This window comes from Microbacterium sp. Leaf288, assembly GCF_001422925.1.
GTDB lineage: Bacteria > Actinomycetota > Actinomycetes > Actinomycetales > Microbacteriaceae > Microbacterium.
In genome coordinates, this window is record NZ_LMNI01000012.1 from 684,152 (window position 1) to 710,082 (window position 25,931).

Below are 25,931 nucleotides of genomic sequence, written 5' to 3' on the forward strand. Positions count from 1 at the left end.
GAAGCATCCTGAAGCGGCGTTCAGGGTGACGCCGGCAACGCGACGGCGAACCGCGCGCCCCCCAGCGGCGAGTCCTCGACCCGCACGCTGCCGCCCTCGGCGTTCGCGATCGCACGCACGATCGCGAGCCCCAGCCCGCTGCCGCCGGCATCGCGCGCACGCGCCTCGTCGAGCCGCACGAACCGCTCGAAGATGCGCTCGCGCTCCTCCCCCGGAATGCCCGCGCCGTCATCGTCGACCGTCAGCAGCACCTGCCCATCGCGCTCGATCACGCCGATCGCGATCGCGCTTCGCGCGTGACGGGCGGCATTGTCGGCGAGATTGCGCAGGAGCCGGCCGAGCAGGCGGGCATCGCCGCGCACCCGCGCGGCATGGACGCCGGACGCATCCACCGCGACGCCGCCGGTGCGCAGCCGCTTCACCTCGGCGAGCGCGAGGTCGTCCAGATCGACCTCGTCCCGCTGCAGCGCCGCCCGCTCGTCGAGGCGCGCCAGCAGCAGCAGCGCGTCGACGAGCTCCTGCATTCTGAGCCCCTCGTCGTGGACCACCCCGGCGAAGTCGTCGACGGACGTCGCCTCGGGATGCAGCTGTGCCAGTTCGGCGTGCTGGCGGATCGTCGCCAGCGGCGAACGGAGCTCGTGGGAGGCGTCGGACACGAATCGGCGCTGCGCGGTGGCGGCAGCATCCAATCGGTCCAGCATGCGATTCATCGTGCTCGCCAGCGCGGCGATCTCATCGCCCGACGGCGGAACGACGACCCGCCGGTCGAGCCGGTCGGCCGTGATGTCGTCGACCTCCGCACGGATGCGCGAGACCGGTCGCAGGGCGCGGCCGACGACCCACCAGGTGATCCCCGCGACCAGCGCGACCACGGCGACGACGGCGATCGCCAGCAGCAGCGCCACGGTCGCGAGCGTCTGCTGGTCGTCCTCCACCGGCACCGCGAGGAGGAGCGTGCCGTCGTCCAGCTCTTCGCGCACGACCAGCATCGGCTCGTCATCGTAGATGACGGTTCCCTCCGCGTGCGGCAGGTCGCCGCTGTCGGCTTCCTCGGACGCGGCGACGACACGCCCCTCGTCGTCGAGCACCTGCACGATGTCGTCGTCGAGCTCAGCCACCGCCGAAGCGCCCTCGGCCTCGATCCGGGTGGCGAGCTGCTCGGCGCGCGACTCGGCCGCGCGGGCGGTGGCGTCATGGATGCTGACCGACAGGATGCCGTAGAAGGCCAGTGCCCCGATGAACAGCGCTGCGGCGACCACCGCGGTCGCGGAAGCGGTGATGCGCCTGCGCAGCGAGCGGCGCCGCGGCTCAGCCACCGTCGGCCGCCAGCCGGTAGCCCGCACCGCGGACGGTCTCGATCGCGTCGCGGCCGTATGGCCGGTCGACCTTGCGCCGCAGATGCCCGACGTACACCTCGACGATGTTCGGATCCCCCTCGAAGTCGTCGTTCCACACACCGGCGATGAGGTCGCGCTTCGAAAGGACCTGCCCGCGATGGCGGATGAGGTGCTCGAGCACCGAGAACTCCCGCGACGTGAGGGCGATCTCGGTGTCGCCACGCCAGACCCTTCGCGCTCCCGGGTCGAGCCGAAGGTCCCCCGCTTCGAGCACGGTCGGCCGCTCGATCCCGCCGCGGCGGATCAGCGCACGCAGCCGCGCGACGAGCACGGCGAACGAGAACGGCTTGGTGACGTAGTCGTCGGCCCCGGTCTCGAGCGCCTCGACCTGGTCCCACTCCCCGTCCTTGGCCGTGAGCATGAGCACGGGCGTCCAGTTCTCCTCGGCACGCAGCGCCTCGCAGACCTTCCAGCCGCTCATGCCCGGCATCATCAGGTCGAGCACGATGGCGTCGTACGTCGTCTCGCGGGCCCGCCACAATCCGTCCACGCCGTTGTGCGCGACATCCACGCCGAAACCCTCGGCCTCGAGCCCCCGACGGATGCCGTCGGCCAGGCGCACCTCGTCATCCACCACCAGAATCCGCATCGGGTCCAGTCTGGCCCGCTGCGCCTGAATCCACCCTGAAGCGCGAGACTGGGCACATGGTCACGGTCACCGCCGTTCACGGCGACATCACCCGGCAGCGCGTCGATGCGATCGTGAACGCCGCCAACAACGCGATGCGGGGCGGAGGAGGCGTCGACGGCGCGATCCACCGCGCGGGCGGTCGCGCCGTCCTCGATGACTGCATCGCCCGGTTCCCGAATGGACTCCGCACGGGGGACGCCGGATGGACCACGGCCGGCGACCTCCCGGCGACCTGGGTGATCCACACGGTCGGCCCCAACTACGCGGCCGGTGAGCGGGACCGGGAGCTCCTCGAGTCCTGCTACCGACGAGCGCTGGAGGTCGCCGACGAGATCGGCGCCCGCAGCGTCGGCTTCCCCCTCATCAGCGCGGGGGTGTACGCGTGGCCGCTCAACGACGCCATCGATGCGGCGGTCAGCACGATCGCGAAGACCCCGACCCTCGTCGAAGAGGTCGCACTGGTCTCGTTCAGCGAAGACACGCATCGGCGGGTCCAGCCACAGGTGTATCGCCGATTCCCGCCGCCGACAGAGCCGGGCTCGGTCGGCCGGCTGTTCGAACGGGCGCCCGCACAGATGGGCATGCGGGGCGACGCCTACCTGTGGCTCGCTCTCCGCGCGGAGTTCGCCGCGACTCCCCTGCCGTCCACGTGGTTCGAGCTTCGCCCGATGGTCGTCCAGGCAGCGGAAGGGATCATCGGCGCTCCTCTCGCTCACACCGATGACCCCATCCACGTGCCCGAGTTCGATCCCGGTCACGGCATGTCGGCCGGCAACGTGCTGCCGTCGTGGTGGCACCACACGGGCATCCCGATCCTCATCGACCGGTTCGAGGCGGCGCAGCAGACGAACAGCTCGGAACCCGCCGAGGGCTGACCGCCGACCCTCTTGCGGGGGCGGCTTGCCGGGAGTATCTGTGAGGTGGTCGTGCGAGCGACCGCGCGATGCGGGGCAAGCGCGGATACAGGCGGGGAGCGTGTGCGATGGCCGATGAGCAGTTCCTCACCATCTCGTCGATCCCCGGCGAGGTCGTCGACGACCGGCACCCGGGCGCCATCGAGGTCCTCAGCTGGAGCTGGGCGGTGTCGAACGCGGCTCCGGCCGGCGGCGGCGCGGGCGGAGGTCGTGTCGGCAAGCCGACGCTCACCGATATCGCGGTCTCGCTGCGATGGGATGCTGCAACCCCGCGTCTCTTCGACGCCTGTGCCCGCAGCATCCGTCTGCCGGAAGCGCTGCTGTCGGCACGACGCGTGGGCATGATCGGCGACTACTTCACGATGCGCCTGCAGGACGCCGTCGTGACCTCGGCGACCACCGCGTCCGCGGGCGAGGAACCCGCCGTGCAGATCACCCTGGGGTTCGCCACCGTGACCATGACCTACCAGACGACACTGCCGGACGGCTCGCTCGGCGATCCGGTCACGGTCACGCTCGGACGCGCCCAGAGGTGATCGGCGCCGTGGCGTTCGCGTCGCTCGCGTCGGGAGATGTAACACGCGGCAACGGGTGGGAGCCCCGCACGAGGCGCGGCCCCCACCCGTCGATGGCTCACTGCGCGGGGCTCACGCTCCCGAACAGGTGCAGCTCGGCGACGCCGAGGATCTGGCCGTTGACGATGCGGACATACCGGTACCCCGTGGCGCCCTGCACCGCCCACCGCTGCCATTCGAGCGTCTTCGCGGGCGCCGCCGGCGTGAGACGGGTCCACGACTGGAGGTCGTTCGAGCCTTCCAGCCGCATGTCCGCGATGCGGGACGTGCCGTACCCGTCCTGCCGGACGAGGATCTCGGCGCCGGTCACCCTGACGCGCTTGTCAGCGCCGAGGTCCCACACATTGCCATACGTGCCGGAGTTCAGACGGGTGTCGGAGTGGGTCGCCGCGTCGCCGTCGAACATCTTCGCGGTGTACTGGGTCCACGCTGTGTCGACTACGCCGTCCGGGCGGAGCACCCGCGCGGCGCGGAATGCGTCGTCCACCAGCCCGGCGTCGGTCGAGAGGAAGAGCTTGGACCCGTCCGACGTCGCGGCGATCGCATCCGCCGACCTGCCGTCCGGCGTGGTGAAGCGGATGTCGAACGTGACCGACCCGCCGGCTGGTGCACTCGAGGGGATCACCGCCGTCGCGACCCATTCGCCTGCCGCCGGCGACGTCACCTCGGCCGGTTCGCCCAGCACGGTGACCGCCACGTCGGTGTTGCCCGCCGGCCCCGTCATCCGCACTTCGACGCGGTCGCCGGGCACGACCCGGCCGGCCACGCCGTCCGGCGACCGGAGCGAGACGGTGTCCATGGCACCGGTCGCCTCGCTGCGCACGCCGTCGATCCGGATGTCGGCGATGCTCCAGATGCCCGGGTACGCAGGGTCGGACGGCACGCCCGGCTCGTCGACCTGGAACTTGAGGAACCGGAACCGCTGGTCGCGCACGTCCGCGCGCACGGGAATCCATTCGATCGCGGCATCCTGTCCCGCATTGGGACGCTCGGTGAGCAGCGTCCAGGTCGCTCCGTCGTCGGAGCCGTACACGTTCGTGCCCTCTGCCCGGTTGGGGAAGGTGTCTCGCGCCTGGAATCCGAACGCCGACGACGTGACCCGGAAGCCCGGGCCGAAGTCGAAGACGATCCCCGCCACGCGCTGGTCGCCCCAGGACGTCTGGTTGTCGCCGTCCACGAGCGCACGCACCTGCGCCGACGTGAGTCCCGGTGCGCTGGCGATGCCCGAGAAGTCGAGCGTGCCGTCCGCCAGGCGAGGGCTGAGCACCTCGAGCCCCTCGACCGCGTCCCCCAGCTGCTGGAGCAGGGTGGCGAAGGTCGCCGAATCCGCGGTCTTGCGCGCCGTCTTCGCCTGCGCGTGTACCTCTTCCACCCGCTGCCAGGATGCGGCGGTGTAGAGCTCGCGCGTTCCCTCGATGCGGTCGAGCAGCTTGCCGATCGCGGAGGCGCGGTTCGGGGCGACGGTCACCGCCACCGGAAGTGCCGTGACCGCCGCGTCGTCGGACGCGACGAGCACCAGCTGCGCGCTCCCCGAACGCGCGGGCGTCCAGCTGGCCGTGTTCCCGGAGATCGACGCACCCGCCGGGGCGTTCTGCAGCTCGATGCGGGTCTCGCCTCCGGACGCGTCGGTCGTCGCGAAGGAGCGCGTCCACGGCTCGCCTGCCACTGCCATGACGTCGACCGCCGGCGCGTCCTCGAAGATCGGCGGGGTCAGCACGCCGTTCGCCTGCGCGAGCACACCCGCGACATCGACCGAACCGTCGCCGCCGGTCGCCTTCACGAAGACGATGTTGTCGCCGACGGCGCCCGGCGTCTTGTCGAGGTGCAGATCGACCCACACGGAGCGCCACTGCCCGCCGGTATCGGGGACGACCACCTCGGCGAACGGCGCCTCGCCGCCCGTGCGTGCGAGCTCGAGGCGCGCCACGCCGTCGCTGCGCACCCGGATCCCCACGAGAGCGGTCTTGCTGCGATCCGACCACACCGCGCGCCGGACGGCCACCTGGGCGTCGGCTGAGGCGGCGTCGAGCCTCACGAAGGCGGTGCCGTCGGCATCCTCGTCGGCGTGCGCTCCCGCACCCAGCGCCTTGCCGAAGGTTCCCACCGACAGCTCCGCGCTCGGTGCCAGTGGCGCGGCCGCGCCCTCCACCCCGGCGAGCTGCGGCGGGAACGCCACCCAGTACTCGGCGCCGGTGTAGTCCGAACCACGGTCGTTCCAGAAGTTCTGAACTCCCGAGCCGTAGTAGTACAGCGGTCCATCGCGGTGCTCGTAGAGTTCGGCGACGTGGGGCGCCTCGGTCTCCACGTCGACGCCGGCGACGTAGCGGTACTGCAGGTACGCCTCACTGAGTGGATCCTGCAGTCGGCCGCGATACGCCTGCGAGATCGCGCCGCCCTCGTTCGCGGGGATGTACGGCACCTCTTCGCCCATCATGAAGGCGTCGAACGTGTCGGCGCCGGCGAGGATGCGGTTGTCGAGGAACCGGTACGGCGAGACCGCGTCCGGGGCGTCCGAGACGGTGCCGGCCACGGGGTCGAGCGTCGTGCCCTGGTTGTCGACGAGGCGCGCGAGGGCGACGAGCAGATCCACGTCGCCCTGCCCGTGGGCCTGGTCACGCAGCATCTCCATGTGCTGGACGAAGGACTGCCCGGTGGTGTTGCCGGGGGCGTCTGCGGGGACCTCTCGGAAGATCGAGGCGAGCGCCCCGTTGACGTTTCCGCCATACAGGTCGTGCTCGCTCTGGTAGCCCGCGTTGACCGTGAACCATTCGACGCGCTCGGCGTACAGATCGGCGTCGTCGAGGAAGATCGCCGCGGCGACCATGCCGATCACGCCGTACAGATGCTGGTTCCACAGCCGGTTCGGAGAGTACAGGAACGTGTCGAGCACCGGGTGCACGAGGTTGTCCTCGATGCGCTGCTGGTCCTGGGCGGTCCACCGCAGGTCGTACCCGCCGAGCGAGTCGCTCACCGGCTCGGTGCCACGCAGCACTTCCGCCGCGATCAGCATGTAGTACAGCGGCACGCCGGTGTGGATGTGGGCGTCGGCGAAGTACGCGTACTTCGCCGGGTCGAGGCTGCTCCAGGTGCGCAGCACGTGGAGCGCGTTGGCCCGGTACTGCTCATCGCCGGTCACCACGTACTCGAGCGCCTGGGCCATCGCCCCCAGGCTGTCGCGCAGCGCGCTGGAGCGCATGCCCGCGCTCGCGTACGCGTCGTTCTTCGGGGTGTCGGTACCCGGCCTTGCATTCTCCGCCCGGAAGTCGCGCGCCGCGTACCGGGTCTGCGACATCGCCTCGTAGTAGCTCGCCCACGGGTCGACCCCGGCGAGCACCTGCGTGCGCATGTTCTCGAGGTGGTCCGCGGTGAAGCCGAGGCCCGGGTGAGAGAACCCGGCGTCGCTGACGGTGCGGACGATCTCGGGTGGTGGTGGCGCCGCGTGCGCGGCTGCCGGCTGAGCGGCCACGAGGGCTCCGCCGAGCACCAGCAGCCCTGCTGTGAGGGCCCCGACCACCTGGTGGAAACGACGTCGTCGTGCGATCTTCATCGATCTCTCTTCTGTGTCTGCGCCGTACGAGATGACGACGCGGGTGGATGGATAGCGTTTGCCATTTAACGAATGCCACAAAGACGGGGTTGCGTCAACCCCTGATCAGGAGCGGTTCACGGTGTGAAGCGCAGGCGCACGGACGCGATGTCGGCGGTCCAGCCGCGCCCGTCGAGGTCATCGGCGCGTACGCCGAGGAAGAGTCCCGTGAACCGCAGGCGCGGGCCGTGGTCGTCCGACAGCGTCCACGCCGGATGCACGCCGGGAACGGCCGTCCACTCCTCCCCGACACCGGACCAGGCGAATCGGAGTTCCGGCCCGTCCAGCACGGTCCGCAGCCTCAGCGCGCCGTCCGGCACCGCCACAGCAGCCGATCGCGTCGTGGTCGAGCCATCGCGCCGCACGACGCGCAGGTGGCGGCCGTTATCCCGATCGTGCGTGACCTGCAGCCAGATCCAGCCCGACCTGCCGTACCAGGCGATGGGCCCAGCAGCCTCCCGCGGCGAGCGGGGCTCGGCGTCGACGACGACCTCGAACTCGGCGCGGTGCTCCTCGACGCGGGTGAGGAGCATGGACTGATCGAACACGGATGCGGTGGAGTGCCCGCCCCGCAGCCTCAGCCATCCGGGGCGCACCGCGAGGTCCGCCACGTCGTGCGGCAACGGCGCGCGCAGGGTCGTCCACCGTCGCGAGTCGAGCGCGGTCCCGTCGAACTCGTCGACCCACTCGCGAGCGCCGGGAGAGGCATCCAGACCATCGTCCGGTGGGGAGCCGAGCACCACCTCGACCGCCGCGTGATGCCCGCCGTCGGCGAGCCGCAGCCAGCCGTCGGCGTCGAACTCGACGCGCTGCAGGCACGTTTCGCGCCCGAGCGTGCTGTAACGCTCGCCGAGGTGCAGCGTCGGGCGGCTCGCCAGGTGCACGAGCAGCCAGTCGCCCTCCGGAGTCTGCACGAGTTCACCGTGACCGGCCTTCTGCAGCGGATGCCCCGGCGCATCTCTCGTCGTAAGCACGGCCTCGCGCGCGTCGCGCTCGTACGGCCCGAGCAGATCGCGCGAGCGTGCGAGCGTGATGCCGTGGTTCCAGCCGGTGCCGCCCGCCGCGATGAGCAGGTAGTACCAGTCGCCGAGGCGATACAGGTTGGGTCCCTCGACGAGTCCGTCTTCGCGGTGGATCACGGTGGCGTCGCCCGTCGTGCGGCGCTCGTCGGGCAGGTACTGCTCGACGACGAGCCCCGAGAACGACGGGTGCTCGGGGCGCTGGTCCCATTGCACACCGACGATCCAGTGAGTGCCGTCGGGGTCGTGGAAGAACGAGAAGTCGAAGCCGCGAGAGCCGAGATGGACCGGCGCGCTCCACGGCCCCGTCACGGCATCGGCGGTCACGAGGTAGTTGTCGATGTCCTTGTCGTCGCCGTCCATCGTCCGGACGATCGAGTAGGCGAGCCAGAACTTCCCCTCGGCGTACGACAGGCTCGGCGCCCACACTCCGCCGGAATCGGGGATGCCCCGCAGGTCGAAGCCGTCGTCGAGCGCGTGCCCGATCGTGGACCAGGTGGCGAGATCGGTCGAGTGGTGCAGGCGGACGGCAGGGTGGAACTCGAACGTGCTCGTCGCGATGTAGTAATCGTCGCCCACACGGAGGATCGACGGGTCGGGGTTGAATCCCCGCAGCACGGGGTTGTGGATCACGGCCATGACCAGGTGCTCCTCGCGAGACGACTCAGGACGGGGGTGCGGGGTGGGCGAACGGCTCGCCCGCGACGAACCGTTCGACCTCGGCGGTCGCCGCCTCGCCGAGGCGTCGCAGCTCGACGCCCATCGAGCCGGCCAGGTGCGGCGTGAGGAACACGTTGGGCAGCGAGTACAACGGGTGCCCAGGCTCGAGCACCTCAGGCTCGGTCACGTCGAGCACCGCCCGCAGCCGGCCGGCCTGCAGTTCGGCGACCAGCGCGTCCTGGTCGATGAGCGCGCCCCGCGCGGTGTTGATCACCGTGGCGCCGTCGCGCAGCGCCGCGAGCACATCGCGCGAGATCATCCCGATGGTCGCGGGCGCCTCGGGGGCGTGGATCGAGAGGATGTCGCTGCGCCGCGCGAGCTCCGCGAGGTCGTCGACGAGCTCGACGCCGAGCGCCGCTGCGGTCGCCGGCGTGGCATACGGGTCGTACAGCAGCACGGTCACGTCGCTCGCGGCGAGTTTCTCGATCACGAGCGTGCCGATCGCCGAAGCGCCGACGATCCCGACCGTGGTGCGATACAGGCCGGACCGAGGGGCGGCCACCTCACGGGGGATGAACTGCTGCTCGGCACTGTAGCGGCGCGAGAGCCAGAACACATCCTTGGCGGCGAGCGTGATCATCGCCTGGGTGAACTCCGCCACGGGGATCGCGTTGGCAGCACGGGCGGTGGAGACAGGGATGCCGCGCGCCGATGCCGCCTCGTCCAGGAATCCGATCCCGCCGCCCCAGTGCACGATGGCGCGCAGCGCCGGCAGCGCGTCGAGCTGCGCTCGGCCGAGGCGCACCACGCCCCAGCCGGTGAGGAGCAGCTCGATGTGGGCGGCGTCGCGAAGCTCGTCGAGGGAGGTCGCGGCATCCGTCATGTCGATGTCGAGGATCCCGGCCAGGCGCCGCGTCTCCTGCTCGCCGAAGACGAACGGCACCAAGGTGGGGTCCATCAGCAGCGCGGCCTTCATGCTCCCAGCTCCTCGATGCTCCAGGCGTCGCGCCACTCGAGGCGCACCTGCCCGTCGTCGATGCGAAGCGGGAGCCAGACCGCGGCGGACTCCGCGAGGTCGTCGGGCGTCCAGCGGTCGCCGACGTAGACGAACCCGTCGCCGACCGGGACGACGACACTCACCTGGGACTCGAAGGTGTTCGTGCCGGGAGGCGCGATGGGGCGCCAGTCCTCCCACGGCCCCGACAGGCGCGCTGCGCTCGTGTACGTGTTGTCGTTCATGCTCCACCCGGTGAGGTCGGAACCGAAGAGCCAGTACCGGCCATCGTGGTGCACGAGGGTCGGCGACTCGTAGCCGACGGCAGGGTTCGCCTGCTGCCGCAGCGTCGCCACGATGCTGTCGACACCGAGATGGTCCTCGCGCAGGCGGTAGATGTGAAGGCCGTGATCGCGGTCCTCCGACAGCAGGTAGCCGACGCCGTCCTCCTGGAACACGCCGATGTCGCGGCTGAGGTTGCCGAGAGGCCGCTCGCTGCGTACGTACTCGTACGGCCCCTCCGGGCGATCGGCGATCGCGTATCCCACCCGGGCGTACGCGTAGTCGCCCGTGTCGACGTGCAGGAGCATCACCCACCGTTCGTCGGGCCGCTGCAGCACCTTCGGGCGCTCGACGATGCGGTCCGAGCCGATGTCGCCGGCGCCGGCGGTGAGAGCGTCGCCCTCGAACGTCCACGTGGCCAGGTCGGGCGAGGAGTAGCACGCGACGGCCGTGAACCGGTCGCCGGCCGTCTTGTCCTCACCCCACGCGTACCAGCGGTCGCCGACGCGCCGCAGACCGATGCCGTGCAGCTGCGCGGTGCGTCCACGGTCGTCGGTGAACGTGCGGCCGGGCCGGATCACCGCAGGCTCAGCCACGGCGCACCCGAAGCACGCGCGCGCCGAGCCCCGCCGGCGTCGCCAGTGACAGGCCGCCTCCGGCGGGCTGCAGCCGCCATTCGCGACCGTTCACCGAGTCGCCTGCGGGGAAGAGCACATCGACCTCGCCGTGCACGCCGGCAAGCTCGATCGCGGCGGGCGCGGCATTCCGATCCCAGACGAACAGCAGGTCACCGTCCGTCGTATGCAGCCCGAGGCATATGGTCGGAGCGTCCCACGCGGGCAGCCCCAGAGGCCAGAACGGCACCGCGTCGACGAGTTGCTCGCGGAGAACCTTGTGCAGCGCCACCGCCTCGGCGATGCGCGCCCTCTGCTCAGGTCGCAGCTCGTCGAGGAAGCCCGACAGGTACAGTCGCCCGCTCAGTCCGCTGACGAGCGTGAACACCGTCTCCTCGTCGCTCATGCCCCGCGCCGGGTACGCCCAGTTGCCGCACTGCTCGGGAAGGATCGACATCGGCGCGGACGCGGCAACCGGCGGGTAGAGCCGGAAGTCCTGCTGGTCGCTGGTCGACTGCAGGTGTGTCACCGCGAGCAGCGCGTAGTCGGCGCGCATCGCCCCCGAACTGCAGTTCTCGAGGCGCAGGGAGGGATGCCGCTGCTGCACGCGCTCCAGCCAGTCGCGGAACGCGCGGGTATGCGCCAGCAGGCCGTCCGCTGCGGTCGTCGCGTGATGGTCGGTGCCGGCACCGGGATTGATGTTGTAGTCCAGCTTGAGATAGCTGATGCCGTACTCGGCGACGAGATGATCGACGGTCGCGTCGAGATGGCCACGAGCAGACGGATGCCGGAAGTCGAGGTGGTAGCGGCGATCCTCCTGCACCCGTCGGCCGAACCGCTGGAAGAACGCCTCGTCGGGCAGCTGCGCCGCGGCCGGGCTGTCGATGCCGACCACCTCCGGCTCGAGCCAGAGTCCTGCCTCCATGCCGAGCGCGCGTATCTCGTCGATCACGCGGAGCAGGCCCCCCTCGGCGAACCGGCTGGACGCCTCGCGCCACTCGCCGACCGTCGTCCACCAGTCACCGATGGCAGGGTCGGCGAACCAGCCCGCGTCGATGCAGAAGACCTCGACACCCGCGTCGGCCGCGCGCCGGATCAGCGGCAGGAGCTGCTCGGTCGTCGGCTGTCCCATGAGCGTGTTCATGAAGTCGTTGTAGACGACCGGGAGGGCCTGGTCACGCGCGGGGCCACGCAGCCACCGTCGGTACCGGGTCAACTCGGCGATCACACCGTCGCGTCCGGCGGGCGACGCCGTGATCGCGACGGGTACGACGGTGAAGGCCTCGCCCGGCAGGAGCTCGTGTGCGAACTGGTGCTCGAGGTCGGTCGGGCCGAGCAGCGACAGCACTCCCCCGTCGCGCGTCTGGCTGAGATCGGCATGCCACCCGGCGCTCGTCTCGATCTGCCATGCCAGAGCCTCACCGTCTCCGCGGGTGAGGTACCCGCACGGCACATGCTCACCGCTGGACCAGGCGCCGTGGCTGGTGATCGCCGCGTGGCCGCGCGCATCCTGCCCGTGGAACGGCAGCGAGATGTCGGGAAGCAGCGTCCGAAGCGATGTCTCGCGCCAGCGGTTCTCGGCGAGCCACTCACTCGCCGCCGTGCCCCACACGACGTCGTCGAGGTCGTCCTGCGAACGGCCGAAACCGATCGTCGCCGACGACACCGCGGTCAGCACGACCGTGTCGCGCCCGCCGTTGCGCACCTCGTGCTCGACGCGGACGGCGCTCGCCCCCATCGGGGCGGTGACCGTGGTGCGAACCTCGATCCCGCTGACCGCATCCGTCTGCACGACGACGGCGCGCGATGCCTCCGCGTCGGTCGTGACGTCCGAGCCCTGGACACGCAGACGCTCGCCCAGCGCCGATCGCCAATACGCCTGACTCGTGCGGGCGCGCTGCTCGACGGCGGTGAACACCTGGACGAGCCCGACACCCGGGCGGCCCGCGTGCGTCGACGTCGGAACGCTCAGCGAAGCCGGTGCGTCGGCCGACCAGCGCAGCTCGAACGCGCCGACCCGGGCGCGGAAGCCGGTGGGCACGGACTCCCGGTCCGCGGCGAGGACCGAGGCGATGGTGGAGGAGGCGGCGTCAGTCACGGAGTGTGTCTCGTCTCGTCGATCAGGGGAAGACGCAGCGCGTCATTGCAGATGTGGATGCCGACGCCCAGGAGCGCAGGAAGGAACAGAGCGAGCGGAGGTCCGACGACCGGCAGCGCGAGCGCCGCGATGCCGAGGCCGGTCAGCAGCAGCCAGCTGAGGACGATGTGCGGCCGCCGGGCGATGACCTTGGCCGCCGCGGTCGCCAGTGCGACAGCGCCGTGTTCGTCTCTCACCTCGGCAGCGAGCGACACCGCGATGAAGAAGGCGAGGGATGCTGCAGCGGAGGCCGCGACGAACAGCAGCATCGCGTCGGACCCGCCGAACAGCGCGAAGTCGTACGCGAGCAGCAGCACCACCGCACTCGCTGCGATCGCGGCCCACGCCAGGGTGCGGCATCCGCTCGCGAACGATCTCCAGAACAGACGGCCGGCCCGCGCCTCGCCACGTTCGGCGAGCAGGCGTCGCGTGCTCCGCAGCAGCGCGTACGTGGCGGGCACGAGAGGCAGGAGGGAGGCTGCGCCGAGCCAGATGGCCAGGTGCGTCGGCTGCCAGCCGACCAGCGCCGCGAACGCGAGCGCCGGGCCGAGGCATGCGAGGAACGACACCGACACCACGAAGTACTGGAAGACCGTGAGCGCCATCCCGGCGACGGGGCCGTCGGGTGCGAGGATCGCCCGCATCCGCGCACCGACGCCGGCCGTGCGCGACGACGTGTGAGATAGGGTCATCCCTTCACCGCCCCCACCGACATGCCCTTGATGAAGTAGCGCTGGAACGCCGCGAAGATCGCGACCGAGGGGATGATGGCGAGGATCGCGCCGGTGTAGATCAGCTGCCATTGCGACGTGAGCAGGCCCACCATCCGGTTGATGGCGACGTTGATCGTGCCGGCCGACGACGAGTCGAGGAACACCAACGGGATGAAGAAGTCGTTCCACAGACCGAGCGCCTGAATGATCACGAACGCCGAGGTCACCGGAAGCAGCATCGGGAAGACGATCGACCAGAACGTCCGCAGACGGCCGGCGCCGTCGACGTGCGCCGCCTCCTCCACCTCGATCGGGATGCCCTTGATGAAGCTGCAGTACAGCAGGATGCCGAAGCTCGCCGCCCCGCCGAGGTGGACCAGGATGACGCTCGTGAGCGTGCTGTACAGCCCGACCTCGTCGAAGCCCTTCACGAGCGGGATCATGCGCACCTGGAACGGGATCATCAGACCCGCGATGAACAGGATGTACAGGAACCGCGAGGTGCGTCCGCCGACCCGTTCGATGCCGTAGGCCGCCATGGGCACGATCGCGACCAGGAGCACGACGGTGGCGACGGTGATGATGAGGGTGTTGAGGAGCGCCTCGCCGTAGTCGGTCTGCTGGAACAGCTGAATGTAGTTGTCGAGCGTGAACTGGGTGGGCAGGCCCATCGGGTCCACCGTGATCTCGGCGTACGACCGGAACGAGTTCAGGAACGCGTAGATCACGGGGCTCGCCACGATCAGCACGAGCACGGCGAGCACGGCCATGACGGCGATCTGGCCCGCGGTGAGCTTCTTCGGCGTGGCCTTCTGCCGGCGCGGCTTGCGCGCGGGGGCGACGAGCAGTTCCGTTTCAGTGCTCATGCCTGGATCTCCCTCTTGCGCATGTAGGCGTTCGCCGCGACGGTGCTGACGATGACGACGAGGAACAGCACGATGGCGGCGGCGCTGCCGAAGCCGGCGCGGTACTCGCCGAACCCGACCTTGTAGATGAAGAACGCCATGGTCTCGCTGACGAACCCCGGCCCGCCGGCGGTGAGGACCATGACCTGATCGAAGATGGTCCAGCCCGCGATCATCGCGAGGGTCATGTTGACGGTGACGGCTCCGGCCAGCATCGGCCACGTGACGTGCCGGAACACCTGGCGGCTGTTGGCTCCGTCGATGCGCGCCGCCTCGGTGAGCTCCTGCGGCACGGACTGCAGATTCGCGAGGTAGATGAGCGTCGTGTTGCCGCCGAGCGTGAAGCACGTGATGAAGAGGATGACGCCCACCACGATCGAGCTGTCGCCCAGCCAGTCGCGAGCCCACTCGGGGAAGCCGGCGTCGCGGAGGAACGTGTTCACCGCGCCGAAGTTGAAGTTGAGGAGGTACTTCCACACGGTCGCGAGGATGAAGCCGCTCACCAGCGCCGGCAGATAGACGGCGGTGCGGAAGAAGCCCTGCCAGCGACCGACTTTGTCGAGCATGAGCGCGACACCGAGCGAGATCGCGTTGATGATGACGGCCGAGCCGAGCCCCAGGATCAACGTGTTCTTGACCGCGTTCCAGAACCGCCCGCTCGTCAGGATCTCTTCGTAGTTCCGGACGCCGACGTACTCGTAGTCGGGGCTGATGCCGTCCCAGTTCGTGAAGCTCAGCTGGAGGGACTGGATCGACGGCACGATCACCATGAGCAGGTAGATGACGAGCGCCGGAGCGACGAAGCCCAGCATGACCCACCGCGCGGAGCGGAACCGCCGCGTGCGGCGCTGCTCGCGTTCGGGCCCGACCGGGACGAACGACACGTCGTCGGGGGCACCCTCCGGCGCTCCGTCGAGCGGACCTCCGCCGCTGAGGCGGACGGCGGCGCCGACGACCTGGGTCTGCCCTTGCGAGGCACTTTGATCTGTCATGGAGACCTCCTCGGCTCCCGGTCGCGGTGCCCGGGCGGACCCGGGCACCGCGACATCCGGTGTGGATCAGCCTGCGGCGACCGTCTTGTCGAACTCGGCCTGCACCTTGGCGATGGTGTCGTCGATCGACGACTGCCCGTCCTGCATCTCGATCCGCGCCTGGCGGAAGAAGGTGTTGAACGCGCTGAACGTCGAGAGGTCGGAGACGTTCTCGTACCAGACGAGGTTCGGGCTCTCGAGCAGGGCGAAGTAGTCCTCGGCGCCGGGGATCGACGTGTTCCGCTCGATCTCGTCGGCCGCGACGATGTTCGGTGCGAGCCAGCCGTTCGCCTCCATGAGGTTGGCGGTGTCGACCTGGTAGAAGAACTCGAGGAACTCGGTCGCCGATGCGTACTGGTCGTCGTCCTCCGCGGCCTGCGACGAGATGGCCAGGCCACCGGCGGTGTCGCCGTTGACGGCGTTCTTCAGCACATTGATCGAGCCGTCCTCACCCGGGACGATGAACAGGCCGGCGTTGAAGTCCTGATCGACCTTGTTGATGTCGTTCAGGCGCCCGATGCCGGCGGACGACGTCGCCATCACAGCCATGTCGTTCACCAGCAGCGTCGTGGTCTGCGCGTCCGCAGTGGACTGCCAGCCCTCGAGGACGTACTCGTTCGTGATGTCGAGGAGCTCCTGCAGCGGCTCGCGCAGGTCTTCGATCGTGGCATCGCCGTTCTGAGCAGCCGTCCAGAACCCACCCTCGTCGCCCCACTCGGCGAAGTACGGCGAGGCGAGCTGCTTCCACAGCTGGTCGCTGGGCCAGACCTCGGCCGCCGCGGTGGCCAGCGGCTCGTCGCCGTTGGCCTTGATGTCCGCGAGGAGGTCCGTGAAGTCGTCGTACGTCTCGGGGACCTCGAGGTCGTTCTCTTCGAAGTAGTCCTTGTTGTAGACGATGTTCAGGCCGATCTCCCCGTTGAGCGCGCTGTACGGCACGGTGTAGACGTTGCCGTCTTCGGCCGACCCGACCGCCTCCGGCTCGATGAGCTCGGTGACCGACTCGGGGATCGGCGCGAGCTTGCCGGCATTGATGTAGGTGAGCGTGTCCCGCATGTCGACGACCGCCGGCCAGTTGCCCGTGGCATCCATCGTCTTCAGCGCTGTCGCATAGTCGCTTCCCGCCGGGAGCGGGTCGAGCTGAACGGTCGTCGTCTCGCTCTGCTCGTTGAAGGCTTCGACCACTGCGTCGACGACCGAGTTCCAGGTCTCGTCGCCGGTTGCGTAGAGGAAGCGGATGGTGGTCTTCGGAGCGGTGCCGGCGTCATCGCCGTCGCCTCCCGAGCTGGTGCAGCCGGTGAGCGCGAGAGCCGCGACGGCGACACCCGCTGCGCCCGCGAGCCAGGCAGAACGGCGCCGCTGCGCCCCTGCCCGCGTCGTTGCGTCGTGCATGTGATCTCCCTTGATTCGTGCCGGAATGATTCCGTCATCGAGAGAGTACCCCAAAGTGGACAACGTTTGCCACCCTTTGAGGAAGACGCTTTCCAGATGTCTGCTGGAGCGCCGCGGCACACACGTCGGCCTCAGCGATCGAAGGCTGCGATCGCCTCGCCATGGATGATCGGCGTGCCGCTCAGACCGACCGTGTCGACCCCGTCGGCGTGCTCGTCCAGCACCAGGGCGAGCGCCGCTTCGCCGAACTGCTCGAGCGGCACCTCGACCGTGCTGAAGCCCGGCAGGACATCCCCCAGCATGGGGACGTGGTCGAATCCGGTCACCTCGATGTCCACGGGAACCGAGACGCCGAACTCGCGCAGGCGGGCGATCACACCGACTGCCATCGCGTCGCTCATGGCCGCGATGACGTCGAACTCGCCGAGCCGGTCTCGCAGCTGGTCCACCGCACGGTGGCCGCCGTCCCGGGAGAACTCGGTGTGCACGATGTCGCGCTCGTCCACGGCGACGCCCCGGTGGGCGAGGCCTTCCACGAAGCCGCCGACGCGTTCGAGCGCCGTGATCTGACCGGCGGGACCGGACACGAGTGCGAACCGCCGGCGCCCCGCACCCACCAGCCCTTCGGCCAGCAGGCGGGCGGCGTGCCGGTTGTCGACGGTCACGGTCGGGAAGCCGAGCTCGTTGTCGCCGATCACGACGATCTTCGCTCCGTGGTCCCGCAGCACCGTGAGCTGCTCTTTCACCGACGCCTCGCGCGCTGCATCCGTCGTCCGGCTCGTCGCCATCACCACCGCGAGATGGCGCTCGCCGCGCAGCTGCGTCAAGAGGTCGAGCTCGCGCATGGGGTCGTCGCGCGTCGTGCGCACGGCGACCGAGATCCCGCGCTCCTCGGCGGCGTGCATGATGCCCGAGATCATGGTCGCCGAGCCGAAGTCGTCGATGTCGGCCACGATGAACGCCACCGTGCGCGCCCGGCCGCCCTTGATGGCCTGAGCCGCCGGGCTCACGGCATAGCCGAGCGTGCGGGCCGCCGCTTCGACGCGCTCGCGGAGCTCCGGCGACCCGCTCTTCTTGCCGCGCACCCCGCCGTTGAGCGCACGCGACGCCGCCGGCACCGACACACCGGCCAGGCGTGCCACGTCGGTGAGGGTGGGGGGCTTCGCGGGCTTCGGCATCGACTTCCTCTCACACGGGCGAGCGTGACTAGATAACGCTATCCAACAATGACTTCGAGGCAGACCGGCGCCGAGGATACGGGTCGGCGCCGACGCCGTGCTCCGTCTCTGACCCGCTCAGTCGTCGCCGTGAGCCGCGCGCTCCATCTCGGCGGCGACATCGGGGACGTAGTTCTCGAGGTTGCGGGGCGGGCGCTCGTATCCCCGGGAGCCGGGGCGGACCGGAATCGCGACCTCCTCCCGCGGGACGAGCTCGTAGGGGATGCTCGCCAGCAGGTGGGAGATCATGTTGATCCGGCTGCGGCGCTTGTCGACCGACGGCACCTCGAACCACGGCGCCTCAGGGATGTCGGTGTGCACGAACATCGTGTCTTTCGCGCGGGAGTAGTCCTCCCAGCGGGTGATCGACAGCACGTCGTTCGGGCTGAGCTTCCAGCGCCGCATCGGGTCGTCGGCCCGCGAGCGGAATCTCGCCTCCTGCTCATCGGGAGAGACGCTGAACCAGTACTTGAGGAGGATGACACCGTCCTCCACCAGCATGCGCTCGAAGATCGGCGCCTGGTGGAGGAAGCGGTGGTACTCCGCATTCGTGCAGTAGCCCATCACGTGCTCGACGCCGGCGCGGTTGTACCAGGACCGGTCCATGAGGACGATCTCGCCCGCCGCCGGCAGGTACGGCACGTAGCGCTGGAAGTACCACTGGGTCTTCTCCCGCTCCGTCGGCGTCGGCAGGGCGACGGTGCGGGTGACCCGCGGGTTCAGGTACTCGCCGACCCGCTTGATGGTCGAGCCTTTGCCCGCGGCATCCCGTCCCTCGAAGATCACGACGACCCGCGCACCGGATGCCTGAACCCAGGCCTGCATGTCGACGAGCTGCGCCTGCAGGCGCCGCAATTCGCGTTCGTAGATCTTCTTCGGCAGGCGCGACTGGCTCATCTCGGTGACAGTACACCCGACGCCCGCGCAGCGAGGAGTGGGTCGCTCAGCGGCGCACGGGATCCGCGTCGCCGCGCTGGAAAGCCTCGACATCGCGCAGCGAGGGTCCGGCTTCCCAGTCCCCCGGCGTCAGGCACGCCATCGCGCCGCACGTGTTCGCGCGACCGAGGGCGTCGGCGACCTCGAGGCCGGCGAGCATGCCGCTCAGGTAGCCGGCGACGAACGCGTCCCCGGCGCCGACGGTGTCGACGGCGTCGATGCGGAAGCCTCGACCCTCGACGACGGTTCCGGGCTGGAACACCGTCGCGCCATCGGCTCCGAGCTTCAGAACGACCTGCGAGCACCCCGTATCGAGCAGCCGCCGCGCGGCCGCGTGCGGATCGTCCTCGGGGAACATCAGCACCAGTTCCTCGGCGCCGCCGAACACGACGTCGGCCCGTTCTGCGAGCGCGCGCAGCATCGGCCCCGCAGCATCCGGGTCCGCGAGGGCCGACCGGTAGTTGACATCGAAGCTCACGCGCACGCCGGCGGCGCGAGCACGGTCGATGGCCGCGTGCAGAGTCGCGCGACCCGACTCGGAGATCAGGGCAGTGATCCCCGAGACGTGCAGCAGGTCGGCCTCTTCGATCCATCCGGCGGGCACGTCCCCCGGCGCCACCCGGGATCCTGCGGAACCCGCGCGATAGTAGAAGACGGCAGTGGATGCTGCGTCCGGGCGTTCTTTCACCATCAGCCCCGTCGGAGCCCCTCGATCGACCACCGCGCGCACGTCGACCCCTTCCGCGCGGATCTCGCGCGCCACGCGCTCGCCCAGCGAGTCGTCGCCGACGCGGCCGAGCCACGACGAATCGACGCCCAGCCGACGTAGGCCGATGGCGACATTGCTCTCTGCGCCGCCGATGCCCAGCGCCACCGCGGGCACGTGCCTGAGTGACCCGATCTCGGTCGCGCGCATGAGCGCCATCGTCTCGCCGAGGGTGACGACGCGGGGGTCGCGGGCGTGAGCCATCAGGCCGCTTCCGGCACGGCAGCGGCGACGAACGCGGCAGCGCGATCCCGCAGAGCCCGGAGGTCGCCGCCGCGGAAGGCGTCGCCCAGCAGCGGTCCGCCGACGCTCACCGCGACGGCGCCGGCCGCGAGCCAGGCGCCGGCCGAATCGAGGTCGATGCCGCCCGACGGCACCGCGACGATGTCGGGGAACGGCCCCCGCAGATCCTTGAGATACGACGGCCCGACCACACCCGCCGGGAAGACCTTCACGGCCGACGCGCCGGCCGACCAGGACGCGAAGAGCTCGGTCGGGGTGAGGCCGCCGGGGATGATGGGCACGCCGGCATCGGTCGCCTGCGCGACGAGTGCCGGCGAGGTGATGGGAGTGACCGCATAATGGGCGCCGGCGTCGATCGCCCGGGCGAGCTGATCTCCGTCGGTGACCGTGCCGACACCGAGGTCGACGGCATCACCGTAGCGCTCGATCAGCTCGGGAAGTCGGTCGAACGTTCCCGGCGTGGTGAGGGTCAGCTCGACACTGCGGATGCCGGCCTCGAGCAGCACGTCGAGAACAGCGTCGTAGTCCTCTGCCCGCTGAGCTCGTGCGACGACGACGACCCGGGACTCGACCGTGCGTGCCGGGAGTGCGAGGCGCCCGCGCGCGGCCTCACCAGTCATGGACGGTCCCGTCGAGCAGGCGGTTCACCGGGAGGTAGGCCTTCGTGTACTCGAACGCCGCGGCGGCGTCCTCGTCGAGCTCGACCCCGAGGCCGGGCGCTTCGCCCGGGTGCAGGAACCCGCGGTCGAACGTGAACGACGTCCGGAACACCTCGAGCGTCTGCTCGTTGTGGGGCATGTACTCCTGGATCCCGAAGTTGTGGATCGCGAGGTCGAGGTGCAGTGCCGCTGCCATGCCGACGGGCGAGATGTCGGTGGGGCCGTGGATGCCCGACTTGATGCCGTAGATCGCCGCGAAGTCCAGCAGCTTCTTCATCGCCGTGATGCCGCCGGTGTGCGTGACCGCCGAGCGCACGTAGTCGATGAGCCGCTCGGTGATGAGCGTCTGGTAATCAAACACGGTGTTGAAGACCTCGCCGATCGCGAGCGGCGTCGTGGAGTGCTGGCGCACCAGGCGCAGCGCCGACTGGTCCTCCCCCGGCGTGCAGTCCTCGAGCCAGAAGAGGTCGTAGGGCTCGATCTCCTTGGCGAACCGCGCGGCCTCGATGGGCGACATCCGGTGGTGGCCGTCGTGCAGGATGCGCAGGCCCGTGCCGAAGTCCTCGCGGATCTTGGCGAACACGTCGGGCATGTGCGCGAGGTACGTGCGGGTGTCCCACGTCTCCTCGCTCGGCCGGCCGTCGGCGGCGCGCTTGGCGGGCTCGTAGTCGTAGCGGACGCCCGGGCCCGCCGACGAGACGCCGTAGATCTGGCCGAGGCCCGGCACCCCCGTCTGCACGCGCACGGCGGTGAAGCCGAGCTCCTCGTACCCGGTGATCGCGTTCGCGAGAGCCTGGTAGTCGGTGCCCGAGGCGTGGGCGTAGACGCGGATGCCCGAGCGGCTGGCGCCGCCGAGGAGCTGGTACAGCGGCATCCCTGCCTTCTTCGCCTTGATGTCCCACAGGGCCATGTCGACCGCGGCGATCGCCGCCATCGTGACGGGTCCCCGGCGCCAGTACGGGCCCCGGTAGAGGTACTGCCAGGTGTCCTCGATGCGATCCTCGTCGCGCCCGATGAGCATCGAGGCGACGTGGTCCGCGAGGTACGACGCGACCGAGAGCTCCCGGCCGTTGAGCGTCGCGTCACCCCACCCGACGATGCCGTCGGAGGTCACGATCTTGAGCGTCACGAAGTTGCGACCGGGGCTGGTGATGTTGACGGTGACGTTCTCGATCGCCATCTGTGTCTCCTAGGAAGTGTCGGTGCGGCCGCCGCGCAGGGCGGCCGCACCAGGGTTGGGATCGGGTGCCCCGGCGGTCTACATCGCGGGACGCGGATCGGTCAGATCGCGACCGGTCCACTCGGGCGCGACGACCGCCGCGATGAGCGCCGACAGGGTGTACAGCGCGAGGAGCACGATCACCGGGATGATGCTGCCCGTGGCCGCGGCCACCCAGGCGGCGGCCAGTACGGGGCCGATGCCGGTCGCGATGATCGCCGCGATCTCGCGCACGATGGCCGTGAGCGTGTAGCGGTTGCGCGAACCGAAGATCTCGGGGATGGCGATGTTCTCCATCGAGGCGAGGCCCAGGACCGCCACGTTGTGGATCACGACGTAGCCGACGAAGATCCAGGCGACCTCCTTCGTGTTGATCGCGAGCATCGTCGGCACGATGAGCACCAGCGCGAGCGACGTCATGATGATGTACATGCGGCGGCGGCCGAACTTGTCGCCGAGCCAGCCCACGAAGGGGATCGTGCCGAAGCCGATGAGCGACGAGACGATGACGATCTCGGGGCCGACGCCCTTCTGCACGGCGAGGGTGATCGTGATGAAGGAGATCAGGTACGTCTGGATGAGACCCGAGTTGCCGGCCTGCCCGAAACGGAGGAAGAACGAGACGAGCGTCGCCTTGATCGGCTTGCGCTGCAGCGACTCGAGCGTGCGGATGTCGTTGGTCTGCGTCGCGAGGTCGACCATCTCGTCGCGCGACAGCGCCTGACCGTCGACGACGTCGGTGCGCTCCTCGAAGACCGGGCTCTCCTTGAGGTTCAGGCGCACCCAGACGGCGAACACCATGATCACGGCGGAGGCGATGAACGGGATGCGCCAGCCCCAGGCCAGGACGTCCTCTTCGACCATGACGGCCAGCAGGATCGCCCAGATCGCGGAGGCGAAGAGCGTCCCGCAGTTGGTGCCGAGCGCGACGAGCGACGCGATGATGCCACGGCGCTTGGCCGGCGCGTACTCGGCGAGCATGACGCCCGCACCCGAGATCTCGGCGCCGGCGCCGAAGCCCTGCGCGAGGCGCAGCAGCACCAGCATGATCGGGGCGATGATGCCGGCCTGCTCGTAGGTCGGCAGGAAGCCGATGAGCGTGGTCGCCAGGCCCATGAGCAGGATCGTGTAGAAGAGGACCTTGCGGCGGCCGATCTTGTCGCCCATGCGCCCGAAGTACCACGCGCCGAGCGGACGGGCGAGGTAGCCGACGCCGTAGGTGGCCATGGCGAGCACGACCGCCATGCCGGGCTCCTCGCCGGCGAAGAACAGCTGGCTGAAGACCAGGGCAGCGGCCAGCGAGTACAGCTGGAAGTCCATGAACTCCAGCGCGGTGCCGAGCCAGCCGGAGACGGCGGCGCGGACGAGGTCGCCCGTCGAACGGGTGACGGTGGGCGGCGGCGCGGGTGCGTCGACGCCGGGGACCTGGGGGGTGCTCATGAGTACTCCTTCGTAGATGAGTGAGCGGTCAGGGGATGAGAAGTCAGAGTTCGAGCAGGACCTTGGCCGAGGCGGACGAGTCGCGCGCGATCGTGAACGCCTCGACGGCACGGGATGCCTCGATCGTGTGCGAGACGACCGCATCGAGTGCGTCGGATTCGGCGAGCATCGCCACGGCGTCGTCGATCTCGGTCGAGAAGCGGAACGCCCCGCGCAGGGTGAGCTCCTTCGCGAGCATCGGCGCCAGGTTCACGCCGATCTCGGCGTTCGCGAGCATGCCGACCTGCACGATCGTTCCGGTGCGGCGCGCGGCACGCACCGACTGCGTCAGCGAGACGGCGACGCCGGAGCACTCGAACACGACGTCGTACGATTCGTCGGCGATCGTGTCGCGGCCGACGAGCACCAGCTCGCTCGCCCCCAGGGCTGCGGCGCGGTCGAGCGGCTCGGTGCGCACGTCGCTCGCGCCGATGACCGCGGCCCCGGCGTGCGCGGCAGCGGCGACGACGAGGAGGCCGATCGGACCCGCGCCGATGACGAGAACGCGCGTGCCGGTGATGTCGCCGGCGAGGTTCACGGCGTGCAGCGCCACGGCGAGCGGTTCCGCCAGCGCCGCACGCTCCAGCGGAAGCGCCTCGGGCAGTACGCGGATCATGTGATCCTCGACGACGAGGTACTCCGCGGCGCCGCCCTGACGATGCGGCGTGGTCGCGGCGCTGCCGAAGTAGTCGCCCCCGGGCCGCAGATGCGGGTGGTCCTCGAGTCCCGGGACCGGCGCGCCGTAGCGGGCGGGATGCACGGTGACCGGGGTGCCGGGCTCGAGCCGCCCGGACGGGTCGAGGTCGACGACTGCCGACAGCTCGTGCCCCGGGATGAGCGGCTCCTTGATCGCGTACTCGCCGTTGACGCCGTGGAAGTAGTAGTGCAGGTCGGACCCGCAGATGCCGACGAACCGGACGCGCAGGCGCACCTCGCCCTCACCGGGCTCGGGAAGCGGGCGGTCCTCCCAGCGGATGTCTTCCTTGCCGTGGATCGCGAGCGCCTTCATGGCGCCTCCTTCCTGGTGCTGTGCCGCGGTCATGCCGAGACCTCGTGACGGATGCCGGATGCTTCGGCCTGCGCGGCGGCCACACTGTCGGCCACCGCCGCCTCCACACCACCGCCGGTGATCGTGTCGATGAGCTCGCCGACGCGGGTGATGAACGCCGGACGACCCGCGAGCTCCTCGCCGAACAGCTGCAGCCCTGCGATCGCGGCGTCGGCGACGCCCTCGCCGTTGCGCGCGCCCGCGGCGGCTTCCGCGAGACGAGGGCGCGCAGCATCCGTCATCGCATCGGCGAACCGACCCGGCTGGAAGCCCGGAAGCGGGGCGAGGCACGACAGGTACGACGCGACCGTGAGCGCGATCAGGTGCGGCATCGTCCCGTTCTCGAGGGCCCGCACGGCGGGCTCGGGGATGCGCTGGCGGAGCTTCACCGATCCATCGGTGCCGACCTGCGTCGTGCGGTGGCCGAGAGCGGTGTTGCCCCAGCGCTCGAACAGCTCGCGCTGGTAGTCGTCGAAGTCGACGCCCGACGGCATCTCGATCGACGGCGCGTACTCGTCCGCGAGGACGATCCGGGCGGCGGCGTCGATGTCGGCGAGGCCGATCGCCTCGGGGATGGTCTCGACCCCGCGGAGCGCGCCGAGGTAGGCGATGAGCGAGTGCGTGCCGTTGAGCAGCCGCACCTTCATCTGCTCGTACCTGCCGACCTCATCGGTGAAAACGGCTCCCCCGGCCTCCCACGCCGGGCGGCCGGCGCGGAAGTCGTCCTCGATCGCCCACATCGTGAAGGGCTCCGCGGGGACGGGGATGTCATCGCGCGCACCCAGCAGCCCGGACACGCGGGTCCGCAGCTCGGGGGTCGTCGAGGGGACGATGCGGTCGACCATGCTCGACGGGAACGACACGCGCTCGTCGAGGAACGCCAGCGCCTCGGCCCCTTCGGCTCCCGGCAGGCTCTGCAGGAACTCCTGCACGAGCCGGCGGGTGTGCGATCCGTTCGCCGCCAGGTTGTCGCAGCTGAGCACCGTGAGCGGAGCACCGGATGCCGCGGCCCGCCGCTGGATGCCACGTGCGAGCTGACCGATCGTCGATGCCGGACTGCCGCCTTGCAGGTCGGCCGCGATGACCGGAGAGGCGACGTCGAGGTGGCCGGTCGCGGGCGAGTAGCTGTAGCCGTTCTCGGTCACGGTGAGCGTGACGATGCGGATCGCCGGATCAGCGATGGCCTGCACGACCCGGTCGGGTTCATCCGCGGCGACGAACGCGTCGGTGTGGACGGCGGGAACGGCGAGTCGGGTTCCCGCCGGCGAGATCTCGGCGACGGCGTAGAGCATGTCCTGCACGCGCATCGCGTCGACGACAGATCGCGATCGCGACGCGACTCCCACGATCCCCCAATCATCGCCGCTTCCTGCGGCGAGCGCAGCGGCCGTGTACACGGCCTGGTGCGCACGGTGGAAGCTGCCGAGACCGAGGTGGAGGATTCCCGCCGAGCGGGGCGCATCGGCAACGGCGACCGTCGTCGGAAGGCTCCGGCCGAGCCGGGCGGCGGTCATGCC

General features: G+C 70.1%; 21 protein-coding genes. 2 read left to right on the forward strand and 19 right to left on the reverse strand.

Features of this window, described 5'->3' with window-relative positions; genetic code table 11:
- Nucleotides 1-20: 20 nt before the first annotated feature.
- A complete protein-coding gene (locus tag ASF40_RS16665) occupies nucleotides 21-1,316 on the reverse strand; it encodes a sensor histidine kinase (RefSeq protein ID WP_056371591.1) in 1,296 nt (431 codons plus the stop codon).
- Nucleotides 1,309-1,986, reverse strand: coding sequence for a response regulator transcription factor (locus tag ASF40_RS16670; RefSeq protein ID WP_056371034.1), 678 nt, complete (start codon nucleotides 1,984-1,986; stop codon nucleotides 1,309-1,311). The genes ASF40_RS16665 and ASF40_RS16670 overlap by 8 nt, the downstream gene beginning before the upstream one ends.
- A 56-nt stretch (nucleotides 1,987-2,042) precedes the next feature.
- Here ASF40_RS16670 and ASF40_RS16675 point away from each other — a divergent pair, with 56 nt between their 5' ends.
- Together ASF40_RS16675 and ASF40_RS16680 are read left to right on the forward strand one after the other, a co-directional pair.
- Nucleotides 2,043-2,903, forward strand: coding sequence for an O-acetyl-ADP-ribose deacetylase (locus ASF40_RS16675; protein WP_056371037.1), 861 nt, complete (start codon nucleotides 2,043-2,045; stop codon nucleotides 2,901-2,903).
- Nucleotides 2,904-3,010: 107 nt separating this feature from the next.
- The gene (locus tag ASF40_RS16680) at nucleotides 3,011-3,478 is read left to right on the forward strand and encodes an Hcp family type VI secretion system effector (RefSeq protein ID WP_056371039.1); all 468 of its coding nucleotides are present in this window, start codon (nucleotides 3,011-3,013) and stop codon (nucleotides 3,476-3,478) included.
- 97 nt (nucleotides 3,479-3,575) lie between these two features.
- Here ASF40_RS16680 and ASF40_RS16685 read toward each other — a convergent pair whose 3' ends face one another.
- The 17 genes from ASF40_RS16685 to ASF40_RS16765 form a co-directional block, all read right to left on the reverse strand.
- Complete coding sequence (locus ASF40_RS16685; RefSeq protein WP_056371040.1) at nucleotides 3,576-7,064, reverse strand: alginate lyase family protein; 3,489 nt, start codon at nucleotides 7,062-7,064, stop codon at nucleotides 3,576-3,578.
- A 116-nt stretch (nucleotides 7,065-7,180) separates the two neighbouring features.
- Complete coding sequence (locus tag ASF40_RS16690; RefSeq protein WP_056371042.1) at nucleotides 7,181-8,761, reverse strand: glycoside hydrolase family 43 protein; 1,581 nt, start codon at nucleotides 8,759-8,761, stop codon at nucleotides 7,181-7,183.
- A gap of 25 nt (nucleotides 8,762-8,786) precedes the next feature.
- Nucleotides 8,787-9,758 (reverse strand): hydroxyacid dehydrogenase, encoded by a 972-nt coding sequence (locus ASF40_RS16695; protein ID WP_056371044.1) that lies wholly within the window; start codon nucleotides 9,756-9,758, stop codon nucleotides 8,787-8,789.
- Nucleotides 9,755-10,654 carry a family 43 glycosylhydrolase gene (locus ASF40_RS16700; protein ID WP_056371046.1) on the reverse strand — a complete coding sequence of 300 codons (900 nt, stop codon included), beginning with the start codon at nucleotides 10,652-10,654 and terminating at the stop codon, nucleotides 9,755-9,757. The genes ASF40_RS16695 and ASF40_RS16700 overlap by 4 nt, the downstream gene beginning before the upstream one ends.
- Nucleotides 10,647-12,770: a glycoside hydrolase family 36 protein gene (locus ASF40_RS16705; protein WP_235560265.1), complete on the reverse strand. Its 2,124-nt coding sequence runs from the start codon at nucleotides 12,768-12,770 to the stop codon at nucleotides 10,647-10,649. Before ASF40_RS16705 ends, ASF40_RS16700 begins: the two co-directional genes overlap by 8 nt.
- A complete protein-coding gene (locus tag ASF40_RS16710; protein ID WP_056371048.1) occupies nucleotides 12,767-13,501 on the reverse strand; it encodes a hypothetical protein in 735 nt (244 codons plus the stop codon). The genes ASF40_RS16705 and ASF40_RS16710 overlap by 4 nt, the downstream gene beginning before the upstream one ends.
- Nucleotides 13,498-14,388 carry a carbohydrate ABC transporter permease gene (locus ASF40_RS16715; protein ID WP_235560266.1) on the reverse strand — a complete coding sequence of 297 codons (891 nt, stop codon included), beginning with the start codon at nucleotides 14,386-14,388 and terminating at the stop codon, nucleotides 13,498-13,500. The genes ASF40_RS16710 and ASF40_RS16715 overlap by 4 nt, the downstream gene beginning before the upstream one ends.
- Nucleotides 14,385-15,419 carry a carbohydrate ABC transporter permease gene (locus ASF40_RS16720; RefSeq protein WP_056371050.1) on the reverse strand — a complete coding sequence of 345 codons (1,035 nt, stop codon included), beginning with the start codon at nucleotides 15,417-15,419 and terminating at the stop codon, nucleotides 14,385-14,387. The genes ASF40_RS16715 and ASF40_RS16720 overlap by 4 nt, the downstream gene beginning before the upstream one ends.
- A gap of 66 nt (nucleotides 15,420-15,485) precedes the next feature.
- Nucleotides 15,486-16,847: an ABC transporter substrate-binding protein gene (locus ASF40_RS16725; protein ID WP_056371052.1), complete on the reverse strand. Its 1,362-nt coding sequence runs from the start codon at nucleotides 16,845-16,847 to the stop codon at nucleotides 15,486-15,488.
- A gap of 131 nt (nucleotides 16,848-16,978) precedes the next feature.
- Nucleotides 16,979-18,025 (reverse strand): LacI family DNA-binding transcriptional regulator, encoded by a 1,047-nt coding sequence (locus ASF40_RS16730; RefSeq protein WP_056371055.1) that lies wholly within the window; start codon nucleotides 18,023-18,025, stop codon nucleotides 16,979-16,981.
- A 117-nt stretch (nucleotides 18,026-18,142) separates the two neighbouring features.
- The gene (ppk2, locus tag ASF40_RS16735) at nucleotides 18,143-18,961 is read right to left on the reverse strand and encodes a polyphosphate kinase 2 (RefSeq protein WP_200919509.1); all 819 of its coding nucleotides are present in this window, start codon (nucleotides 18,959-18,961) and stop codon (nucleotides 18,143-18,145) included.
- Nucleotides 18,962-19,007: 46 nt separating this feature from the next.
- Nucleotides 19,008-19,970, reverse strand: coding sequence for a sugar kinase (locus tag ASF40_RS16740; RefSeq protein WP_056371057.1), 963 nt, complete (start codon nucleotides 19,968-19,970; stop codon nucleotides 19,008-19,010).
- A complete protein-coding gene (locus ASF40_RS16745; RefSeq protein WP_056371058.1) occupies nucleotides 19,970-20,629 on the reverse strand; it encodes a bifunctional 4-hydroxy-2-oxoglutarate aldolase/2-dehydro-3-deoxy-phosphogluconate aldolase in 660 nt (219 codons plus the stop codon). Before ASF40_RS16745 ends, ASF40_RS16740 begins: the two co-directional genes overlap by 1 nt.
- Entirely contained in the window at nucleotides 20,619-21,848 is a 1,230-nt protein-coding gene (gene manD, locus ASF40_RS16750) for a D-mannonate dehydratase ManD (protein ID WP_056371060.1), read from the reverse strand. Before manD ends, ASF40_RS16745 begins: the two co-directional genes overlap by 11 nt.
- A 78-nt stretch (nucleotides 21,849-21,926) precedes the next feature.
- On the reverse strand, nucleotides 21,927-23,327 hold the full coding sequence (locus tag ASF40_RS16755) for an MFS transporter (RefSeq protein WP_056371063.1): 1,401 nt from the start codon (nucleotides 23,325-23,327) through the stop codon (nucleotides 21,927-21,929).
- A gap of 43 nt (nucleotides 23,328-23,370) precedes the next feature.
- On the reverse strand, nucleotides 23,371-24,375 hold the full coding sequence (locus tag ASF40_RS16760; protein WP_056371065.1) for an L-idonate 5-dehydrogenase: 1,005 nt from the start codon (nucleotides 24,373-24,375) through the stop codon (nucleotides 23,371-23,373).
- A 29-nt stretch (nucleotides 24,376-24,404) separates the two neighbouring features.
- On the reverse strand, nucleotides 24,405-25,928 hold the full coding sequence (locus ASF40_RS16765; protein WP_056371066.1) for a mannitol dehydrogenase family protein: 1,524 nt from the start codon (nucleotides 25,926-25,928) through the stop codon (nucleotides 24,405-24,407).
- Nucleotides 25,929-25,931 lie beyond the last annotated feature (3 nt).

Coding starts and splice junctions, on each gene's coding strand:
- ASF40_RS16685 (WP_056371040.1), bottom strand. CDS start 7,064: ATGAAGATCGCACGACGACGTCGTTTCCACCAGGTGGTCGGGGCCCTC.
- ASF40_RS16765 (WP_056371066.1), bottom strand. CDS start 25,928: ATGACCGCCGCCCGGCTCGGCCGGAGCCTTCCGACGACGGTCGCCGTT.
- ASF40_RS16730 (WP_056371055.1), bottom strand. CDS start 18,025: ATGCCGAAGCCCGCGAAGCCCCCCACCCTCACCGACGTGGCACGCCTG.
- ASF40_RS16670 (WP_056371034.1), bottom strand. CDS start 1,986: ATGCGGATTCTGGTGGTGGATGACGAGGTGCGCCTGGCCGACGGCATC.
- manD (WP_056371060.1), bottom strand. CDS start 21,848: ATGGCGATCGAGAACGTCACCGTCAACATCACCAGCCCCGGTCGCAAC.
- ASF40_RS16755 (WP_056371063.1), bottom strand. CDS start 23,327: ATGAGCACCCCCCAGGTCCCCGGCGTCGACGCACCCGCGCCGCCGCCC.
- ASF40_RS16720 (WP_056371050.1), bottom strand. CDS start 15,419: ATGACAGATCAAAGTGCCTCGCAAGGGCAGACCCAGGTCGTCGGCGCC.
- ppk2 (WP_200919509.1), bottom strand. CDS start 18,961: ATGAGCCAGTCGCGCCTGCCGAAGAAGATCTACGAACGCGAATTGCGG.
- ASF40_RS16680 (WP_056371039.1), top strand. CDS start 3,011: ATGGCCGATGAGCAGTTCCTCACCATCTCGTCGATCCCCGGCGAGGTC.
- ASF40_RS16725 (WP_056371052.1), bottom strand. CDS start 16,847: ATGCACGACGCAACGACGCGGGCAGGGGCGCAGCGGCGCCGTTCTGCC.
- ASF40_RS16745 (WP_056371058.1), bottom strand. CDS start 20,629: ATGACTGGTGAGGCCGCGCGCGGGCGCCTCGCACTCCCGGCACGCACG.
- ASF40_RS16675 (WP_056371037.1), top strand. CDS start 2,043: ATGGTCACGGTCACCGCCGTTCACGGCGACATCACCCGGCAGCGCGTC.
- ASF40_RS16695 (WP_056371044.1), bottom strand. CDS start 9,758: ATGAAGGCCGCGCTGCTGATGGACCCCACCTTGGTGCCGTTCGTCTTC.
- ASF40_RS16740 (WP_056371057.1), bottom strand. CDS start 19,970: ATGGCTCACGCCCGCGACCCCCGCGTCGTCACCCTCGGCGAGACGATG.
- ASF40_RS16690 (WP_056371042.1), bottom strand. CDS start 8,761: ATGGCCGTGATCCACAACCCCGTGCTGCGGGGATTCAACCCCGACCCG.
- ASF40_RS16760 (WP_056371065.1), bottom strand. CDS start 24,375: ATGAAGGCGCTCGCGATCCACGGCAAGGAAGACATCCGCTGGGAGGAC.
- ASF40_RS16715 (WP_235560266.1), bottom strand. CDS start 14,388: ATGAGCACTGAAACGGAACTGCTCGTCGCCCCCGCGCGCAAGCCGCGC.
- ASF40_RS16710 (WP_056371048.1), bottom strand. CDS start 13,501: ATGACCCTATCTCACACGTCGTCGCGCACGGCCGGCGTCGGTGCGCGG.